This window comes from uncultured Gimesia sp. (assembly GCF_937910335.1).
Classification (GTDB): Bacteria; Planctomycetota; Planctomycetia; order Planctomycetales; family Planctomycetaceae; genus Gimesia.
This window is the reverse complement of sequence record NZ_CALEMX010000549.1, coordinates 40,184-49,295: the sequence shown is the minus strand read 5'-3', so window position 1 is coordinate 49,295 and position 9,112 is coordinate 40,184. Positions and strand designations below refer to the sequence as shown.

The 9,112-nt window shown below is 45.4% G+C and carries 6 protein-coding genes; 3 read left to right on the top strand and 3 right to left on the bottom strand.

Translation table 11 applies throughout. The annotated features are described in order from the left end of the window. Together Q0668_RS22710 and Q0668_RS22705 are read left to right on the top strand one after the other, a co-directional pair. Positions 1-2,811: hypothetical protein (locus Q0668_RS22710; protein WP_298868820.1), on the top strand; the 2,811-nt coding region annotated here is incomplete at its 5' end. Positions 2,812-3,194: 383 nt separating this feature from the next. Then, positions 3,195-3,884, top strand: a complete 690-nt coding sequence (locus tag Q0668_RS22705; RefSeq protein ID WP_298868819.1) for a hypothetical protein — start codon at positions 3,195-3,197, stop codon at positions 3,882-3,884. Positions 3,885-3,994: 110 nt separating this feature from the next. Here the strand turns inward: Q0668_RS22705 and Q0668_RS22700 are convergent, their stop codons facing one another. After that, positions 3,995-5,329: a glycosyltransferase family 87 protein gene (locus Q0668_RS22700; protein ID WP_298868818.1), complete on the bottom strand. Its 1,335-nt coding sequence runs from the start codon at positions 5,327-5,329 to the stop codon at positions 3,995-3,997. 145 nt (positions 5,330-5,474) lie between these two features. Further along, positions 5,475-5,762: a hypothetical protein gene (locus Q0668_RS22695; RefSeq protein WP_298868817.1), complete on the bottom strand. Its 288-nt coding sequence runs from the start codon at positions 5,760-5,762 to the stop codon at positions 5,475-5,477. Positions 5,763-6,594: 832 nt separating this feature from the next. Between Q0668_RS22695 and Q0668_RS22690 the strand changes: the two genes are divergently transcribed. After that, positions 6,595-7,752, top strand: coding sequence for a prenyltransferase/squalene oxidase repeat-containing protein (locus tag Q0668_RS22690; protein WP_298868816.1), 1,158 nt, complete (start codon positions 6,595-6,597; stop codon positions 7,750-7,752). A gap of 36 nt (positions 7,753-7,788) precedes the next feature. On the opposite strand, the gene Q0668_RS22685 is transcribed toward Q0668_RS22690, so the two are convergent. Further along, positions 7,789-9,030 (bottom strand): hypothetical protein, encoded by a 1,242-nt coding sequence (locus Q0668_RS22685; RefSeq protein ID WP_298868815.1) that lies wholly within the window; start codon positions 9,028-9,030, stop codon positions 7,789-7,791. Positions 9,031-9,112 lie beyond the last annotated feature (82 nt).

Below are 9,112 nucleotides of genomic sequence, written 5' to 3'. Positions count from 1 at the left end.
TGGCGCAAATTACGTGCCAAAGCGAGGGAAGTCATCTGGGAAATGCGGGTTTATAATTGCAAATTAAAAACATCACAGTTGGCTAAGTTACCTGAACTGAAAAACGTGCGGTTTCTCCATATTTCAACGCGTCATCTCGATGATGATTGGAAATTTTTATCCGCATTTCCTAATCTGAGTGCGATTGCTTTTTCTAGTGGTTCTGCTGATGAGGTTCCAGATCTGACCGGTTTAGGAAATTATCCTCAAATCCGCTTTCTATCCCTGTATGATGTGAAATCGATTGATCCCAAAGAGGTCGAGAAACTGCAACAGAAAAATCCGGGGATCAGAGTGCTCATCCATTTTGACAAACAATTGATAGGCAAGGATCCCGTTACCCCGATTGCCAAAACATTTGCTGCCGCTGGTTGTATATTGGAGGGTACTAATATTAACAATCGAAAATCAGGAGTCTGGGATGGGGTTTCTGCCTGTCGGTTTCATACGTTGGAGATAGAGAAAACGAGTCGAACGACAAAAGCATTTTGGGAATCAATCCCCAGACTTTCCTGGACATATCAAAGAATCGTTGCTTCGAAGATTAACAATGCCGATCAGTTGCTGCCTCATTTGAAAGATGCTGTTCGCATTGATTCATTAAGCTTGGCTCATTCTGACTTGACCGATCAGGGATTGCTTGAATTTGCCAAACAGACGAAAGCGAAGATTGCAAATCTTGATGTCAGATGGACGAAAGTGACAAAACCGGGGCGAGAGCGATTTAGAAGCTTTCATCCAGATACGATTTTCAATGTCAGAACGAATCCCTCTATTAAAGTTAGTCAGAGAGACTATCCATTTCTAGGTGGAGAGTTTTCCAAGGATATCGTCGAGGATAATGTGAGGATCCCGCTGCTGATTCCACCGGAAGATATCGGAAAAATCAATCAGAAGAATCGCAGTGTTGATCCGCAAGATTCTATGGAAGCAATTCCAGTACATCCCCGTCTTGCAGAAATCTTGAAGCAGAAACCGGTTGACGTTCAGGAATTTGATTTTAAACGTAATCTCGAGAAAGATGGTGCGTTTTTTCATTCTGTTCGAGATGGTCGTCATTTCATTGAATCAAAGCGTGGAAATGTTCACGCGGCCTGGCCGTCCACCGATCATTATCGTTCGGGTCTGGCCCAGATCGATGTTCGAACTATTGAGGGATGTGGTTGGATGGTGGTATTCCACAATGACCCTCAAAATCGTGGTATTCGTTTTGAAATGAAAAATGGCAGTTTGAGTTTCGGCTCCTCTATTTTTGGTCCCCGCTCAAAATCTTTAACGCCCGTTTATAGAACACTCATCGAGCAGGCTCCGACACATGGTCTGAATCAGTTCGACCGACTGCATGTTCTGATTAAAGGACGAACCATTACCGTATTTCTCAACGGTAAACAATGCGGCGACCAGATAACATTGGATTTTGATCTGGGTAGTTATCGGGTCTGTACAGGAGCTGTGAATGTAAGCGGTAAAAGTATCACTAAAGTGGAGTACGAACGGGTACTCCAGTTCCCTCTGATTGATAATTTGGATCAAACATTCAAAACGACTGATCCACGTCTGAGCGAAATCTTAAAGCAGGAACCGGTTAAAGTTCAGGAATTTGATTTTATACGTAAGCCCGAACACAGGAATTCATTTGTGTATGAAATGCGGGATGACCGTATGTTCGTTGAATCAGAGCTTGGATTTATCAATGGGTCCTGGTCCTGGGCCAGTCATCAAGGTTCAGGTCTGGTCCAGGTTGATGTTCGAACAACGCAAGGATCTGGATGGGTGGTGGTGTTCCACAATGATGAGCATCGGGTCGGCTTTCGAATCGAATTGAAAGAAGGCAGGATCAGGGTCGGGCCTTCCTTCTTTTCACCAGAACGAAAAAAAACACTTTGGCCCCGCGAGAGAGACCTGGATTCTACGGCTCCGACGCATGGTCTGAATCAATTTGACCGGCTGCACGTATTGATTGAAGGACGGACTGTTACCGTGTTTCTCAACGGCAAACAATGTGGGGAACCGGTAAAATTAAAGTTTGACCTGGGAAGTTACAATGTCTGTCCGGGTGCGTTGAATGAGAGCAAAAAAAGTATTACTAAAGTGGAATACGAACGGATTCTCAGGTTCGCTCTTCCAGAAAACCTGGACCAAACATTCAAAATGACAGATCCACGTCTCCTCAAACTCCTGAAACAGAAACCGGTGCTTGAAGAGGAATACGAAAAGAATGAAATATATGACAAGAATGAGAATTGGCTGCGAGAACAGCGCGATGGCCGCTCGATCATCGAATACAAATCGCAAAATTCGAAACGCTTTGGTTATTGGTTCTGGTACCTGAGTAAGGCGGCCCCCAGCGGTCTGATTCAAATCGATGTTCGACTGGTGAAAGGCTATGGCTGGTTGCAGACATTTCACGACCATGACCTTAAATATGGTTTTCACGTTTCGATGAGAAATGGGGAGTTAGTGATCGGCCCCGATCTTATTTTTAGTCCCGGTCCTTCCACTCCCAAGAAAACGGTGTTGACCAAACAGGTACCAACAAATGGTCTGGGTAGCTGGGACCGTTTACATATCCTGTTAGAAGGTCGCAAGATTACCGTCTTTCTCAACGGCCAACAGTGTGGTGACCCTGTCGAATTAGAGCGTGCATTGACTGAGTGTTCTATCTTCCCCGGGATTATTGCTTTTGGTAATGGAGAAACAACACGCGTTGAATACGAACGGATTTTACAGTTCCCGCTGGTTGATGACATACCACTCAAGGCAGGTAAATGAGTCGATATTTACTGATGGGAGAAAGCTCTACTCCTGGCAGGGAGCCATTTCCAGACTGAGTAGTGATTTTCAAACCATCACCAAAAGTCTAGAGGGCACGATGCTGCTCGTGAGTCATGGTCACGGAAAAACAACCTTCCATAAGTTGCGCTGGCGTTCCATCGACGAGTAAAAATATCGACGAAAACACGGTTCACTTAGAATCGGTTCCAATAAAGTCAAATCAAAAGTTACTGCAATGAGAGTACCGTTCAGACCTGGCGGCTCTTAGCCCTCTTAAGCAGATTTGAAAACGAGGTGTTTGATGTAGCGCCAGTCACAGCCCATTCAAAGGGCATTGCAAAACGATTGAATTCTTTTTCTTTTCAGACGGAGATCATGATATGTTTCGAAAATTTGATGCATTTCTATTGAAGAGCTTAAACCTTGCATCGTGGTTTGTTTTGGCCGTTGAAACTTCTGAGGAATCTGCAGCCCGACATCAAGAGGCGCAGAGGCTAAGATCGCAGGCCTCATCATTTGGGAATGATGGTATTCGCAACGATCTGGAGTATAAAGCAGGACAACTGGAAGCTGGCCCTGACAGAATCATGCGTCTTTTTGTCGTATTACTTTTACTGATGGCGCCAATTGCTATTTCGGTGACGCTGTTAGGAAGTCTTCTCGATTCAATGGGAGTATCGCCGAAGTGGTTTTTTCGCGTTCTGGCAACCGGTTCATTCATGACGTTTGCTTATTTTTCATATCGATATTTTAAAAGTGAACAACGCCGGGCGATCGAAGCGGGTTATGAAGGTTTCTTTGCCCATCGCCATTGTCAGCCTGAGCCCATTTTTACACCTTTTTCTGTGATCTTTCTTTCTGTGTACATGGTACTATTCCTGTTGATCAGTTGGGGAACCGTTACCAGAAAAGTTTCAACAGAATCTTTTATCATTCTGAGTTTTGGAGCCGCATTTTTGAATTCCGCCATCCTTTCGCTTCCGGTACTCTTCATCTCCAGATTTGTAGAGGGGTCGTACTGTGATAAAATCCGCCGTAAACATGGCTTGGATCAGGCAGAACTCGATTAGGAAGATTCATATTAGTTTCGGGCTTACGCCTGTTGTGCTTGTGCGTTGGAGCAATGGGTATGGTGTTGCGGATAACGCAGGTCAGGGAAACAGAACTAAATGTGTGTTTCTCAAGTTGAGTCTTCTGTCAGATGCTGTGTGGTGGGCCAGAGCAATGCGATGATGATGAGTAGTGCGTAGCACTGATAGGAGAGTGCGGTGAGCGATTGCCAGGGTAATGCTTCCATGCCGCCGTGTTCCCATGTCATAATGGCTGTAGTATCCGCCGTTTTTTTTACACGTATCATGAGAAACCAGACGATGCGGGGGCTGATCACCAGCGCAGCAATTGTGAGGTTTACGATCCAACGTTTACCAGAGTGAGGTTGATATAGAGCCAGTAGCAGTCCAACTGGAAATAACAGAATGATAAAATAATGGTGCCATGTAGTGGGAGCCATCAACAGCATGGCGACGATGGTAATGGCATATGCCTGTTCGCTGAATTTTTCGGTTCGCGTCTTCCAGATTGCTGCAACAGCGAGCATCGTGACGATGACCCACGAAGACCAGACAGTGATTTTCAGTAGAATCGGAGAATCGAGAAGAGGTTGGATCGTGGGCGTTGATTGGACGAAGAGTCGTTCCCAGAATGCAAGCAGGGATGAATTTCCCCAGTTGTTTGTATTAGACACGCCGCCAATTAGAGGTATGACAACAGTCACATAATCGCGGTAGGCTTCGATTCCAAAGACAGCTGCCGTCAACAGGGTGATGAGAATCAATGATACGATTCCCCCAGCCAAAGCGCGCCAGTCCTTTCGCACCAGGAAATAGAGAAACAAGTATGCTGGATAGACTTTGATTGCCGTTGCGAGTCCGAGACAAATTCCCGAACCGAAAGAATTCCCTGACTTCCCTACGCGCCATGCGACAACCATGAGGAACGCCAGTAACAGGTTTAACTGCCCCTGAATCAAGCTTTGCTGGAGCGGGTCACAGGCTAGGAGCAAGGTGATGAGTGCGAGTGTTGTCCAGGCAGACATCTGGATCTTGAGTTCTTTTACAATCCAGTACAAGATCAGGCAGAGCAGGCCGATTGAGACGAGATTCCAGGCAAAGTGTGCATCTTGATAAGTCAAGAATACAAACGGGAAGCAAATCAAATTTGCTGTGGGAGGGTGTGCGTTGTACCGATCGAAAAAACTGTCGGGATTTGTGAGTTTAAGATCGAGATGCTTCTGCAGCGCTTGTTCCTGATCGGCATAGACGGGCATGTCAGCCAATCGGTTCTTTACAGCAGCCCATTCCTTGAAGAAGTCTAAGATCTGTCCGTCGGCGGGCCTCAAAGCAGCGAAGTACCCGGGACCAAATACGCTCAGAGCGCAGAGAAACAGAATTATCCACAGGATCTTACGCGCTACGGGCCAGTTGTTGATTTTCTGTCGTTCGTGTTGGGATGTCACGTTATGCTCCGAGGCCTGTGAGAGGCTAACGATGTAGTGGCTTTGTTTTTTTGTTAGCTACCTATTTGACCTTGGAAGAACCCCCTGTGTCCAGTGTGGAGTGATTGCTTTTCCTCAAACGTTTTCAGCTGCTATTCTGGTTTCGTTATTGTACCAATGGCAGGAAAATCAACAAGGAAATAAAATACAGCAGCACTCCTGCGAGAATGGACCATGTGATTTGAAAGTCTGTTAATTCTCCTTCTTTTCTGCGAAGGAGAAGTGTGATCGCGATAATCGGAAAAAGGTAAACAGAATATAAGGCTAGTATTCCCGTAATTAACTGATAGAGAAGATTAGGTACTCTGAGATAATCTAAGTTTCCAAATCGATGTAGCAGAGTTAAAACCATTAATAAGAAAGCCTGTAACCATAAAATGCGTCGGACAGACATCAGTTTCAGTTCCTTAAAGAAGAATCAAAGCAACGTTTGATTATTCCCGATCTATTTGTTCTTAATTCGGCTGTCATTTTCCAACGGCAGTACTGCAGGATTTTCATCTGCTCTCTGTTTGTTGCTATTGTGTAGAATCTTTGTTTGTGCGTTGGTTAAGCCGACTTCATGATCGATTTTTTTCTACCACGAAAATCACGAAAGACACGAAAAGTATTGCTGTTAAACCCTGTGGGTGCAACGTTTGCTTTTTTGTTATGGAATTTTCTTTTTTCACTTCTTCGATACTTCCGGGTTTCCTGTTCATTGCGCCTGGCCTGAATTTTATTCGGGTGTACGGCTGGTGTTGCGTTGTGCTGGTTGTGATTGGCTTGACTGTGGATGATTCTGTTGAATGGCGCGTGGGTGTCAAGATTCTTTTGTTGCGCGATGAGTGGTTGATGGTGTCGATACGCGGTTAACAGGCGACCGAACGCGGTCGATAACTGGTGATCATTGGGAACGATTTCAAGAGATGTTGAACTCCACTTTTCTGAAACGAGGGGCTTTTATCGTGTTGAATTTGAACTGCTGTTGTTTGCTTCAGTGATTGTATTTCTCACTCGCGCGCGACGCGTAACAACGCATAATCGCCAAGGGCAAGTGGCTGTCAAGTGCTGTATTTTCAGGGGAAAATCGGATCGCGGGATCAAATGGTTCGTTCGTTGTAATCAGTTTTTGATTTATGGCAGTTTTGAGTGGTGGAATTGAAAATATGTAGATATGCTGATTGATTAGGGAGAGCAAAAATTTCAGGTAAGCCGAGGCTGTACTTTTTCAGGGAGTCAGGTTGATGAGCTGTTTTCGAATCTTTGCATTTAGTTTGGCGAGTTGTATGTGTTGTTCATTGATTATGGCAGAGAAGCCTGTCAAAGACAAAAAATTTCAGTACAAGCACGAGCAAATCGCGATTCCGGAAGCGACAGCTGATGAGCCGATTCTCAAGGAATTTTCGTTAGAGCGGGCGGATCGTTATCTGGAGCAGGGGAGTATTGCCTGGACGAAGCAGCGAAAATGTGTGAGCTGTCATACGAATGGATTGTATCTGTTTTCTCGTCCAGAGCTGACGTTGGAGATGGGGCCGCCTGCTGTTGAGAATCGTGACTTCTTTATTACGGAGTTACGAAAACTGAAAGCCATGGATCGGGAAAAACAGTTGAGTGGCATTCGACCTACGCAGGTTGCTTATATCGCAGCCGGGCTGGCAGAGTGGGATCAGCATGTCAGCAAAAAAGTATCGCCTGAGACTGATGAAGCATTGCGGTTTATGCTTAGCCTGCAGTCGAAAGATGGAAGCTGGGGCAATACGGATTGCTGGCCTCCTTTTGAATCGAGTAATTTTCAAGGGGCTACGGTCGCTGCGCGTGCTCTTAGTTCTGCGCCAGGCTGGTTGGCTGGATTGAAAGATCAAGAATTACAGGCGGGTGTGGATCGTCTGAAAGAATACTTACAGAAGACAGAGCCCGCGCATGATTATGGTCGTTTAATTTTGTTATGGACGGCGGCCCGCTATCCAGACTTAATCAGTGCAGAGAAGAAGCGTGCGTTGATTCAGATGGTTCGAGAGCATCAACTGGCCGACGGTGGCTGGTCGATTCGAACGTTTGCGGCTCCGGAAGCCTGGGGGAAGGGTAATCGTGCAGAGAAATTACGGGCAGAACCCGAGTTTGATAAGAGTGCGAACAGCTGGAAGAATTTGAGCAGTGACGGACATCAAACGGGTCTGGCGATCATTGTCTTACGTGAAATTGGTGTGCCCGCGAATGATCCATCGATTCAAAAAGGGATCAAGTGGTTGCTGACCCATCAGCGAGAATCGGGTCGATGGTGGACACGTTCATTAAATACCGACCGCTGGCATTTCATAACCTATAGCGGAACGTTCTATCCTTTGCTGGCACTGAAAAAATGCGATGTACTGCCCCCGTTGAAACAGACTACATCAAGATAGTGTGCTGTCTGTAATTTCAGGCCCCTTTTCGCGGTATTATTTTGTTTGGCTGGCCAGCCACTTTTTGAATTCAGGAGAATTCATCAGTTTGGAATAGTTTTCCAGTTCGCTCAGGTCCAGATCTTCTAAATTGATACCGAATTTGGTTTTTAAGGTCTCCAGTTGTTTGACGGTATCATCGAAGCTGGATTGCATCACCGAAATATTGATCAGATTCAGATAGGGGTGCAGCAGATCTGGTTCAATTTCGGCTGCTTTTCCGGCATATTTTCCGGCCAGATTGATGTCTCCCGTTTCGATCAGGATTTCTGCACGGAGAGAATAGAGATAAGGGTCGACGGTTTTGAGCGCGTCGCTTAGATGATCGAGGGATTCGAGAGCCGAGTTAAATTCGCCGATTAAATAGAAGTATTCGACACTTAAGAGCTCAGCGGTCGGATTGCCTGGATGATTTTTTCGTAAGACGTTGAGCACTTGCAGATATTTTTTCTGGTTTTCTTTGGCGATGGTATCATGCGCCAATAAAAGCAGGACGGGTTTTTCCATTTTGTATTGTTTGGGAAGCGTCTGGTATGCTTGAAACGGATCGTTTTTTTCATTGGACGTGGTGAGAAAATCATATCGTTTTTTCTGGCCGACGATTCGGCTGATTTCCTGCGGGTTGAGTTTATCTTTCACACTCAAATGTGCTTTATAAAGTTCTGGCAGGTAGAGTCGTTTCAGGGATTGAGATATCAACTCGCCTGTCGCGAAGCTGTCGATGTCAATGATTTTTAATTCGCCTGATTGCTGTTTCTTGATGATCAGGGCATGGTAGTTCAAGCTTCCTTCGGGAGTGAGAAAGCGGAATATGACTTTATACTGATCCTGCTCTTTTCGCATCGCTAGAAAACGGTAGTCACCGCCATTGACGATTTCGCTCAGGATTTCTGTGTCGATTCCCTGATTACTGCCGGTATAAGATGTTTCGAGTTGATGACGGAGTGATTGAATCGCCTGTTTCACCGCAGGATTCTGTTCGTATTCTGTAAGGACTCTGTTAACGAACGTTTTCCAGTCGAATAAGGCCCGAAATTTATCAGGATTCTGAGAACTGATGATTTCCTGGATCTGTCTACCAAAAGTCTGTAACTCTGTGGGAGTCATTTTCTGGGGTGTGGCAGGACTGTCTTTGGTTTGGGCTGCCAGATTCCCGTTTGCAGAGAGAGTCAGAGTTAAGATAGAGAGGCTGAGCAGAAAATGCTGCCAGACAAGTGATTTGAAACGATGATCCATCATAGCGATTCTCGATTTCCTGAGTATTTAGCTAAGCAATAAATGTACTGATGTCTTAATCTTTGGTTTTAAAATAGAATTATCA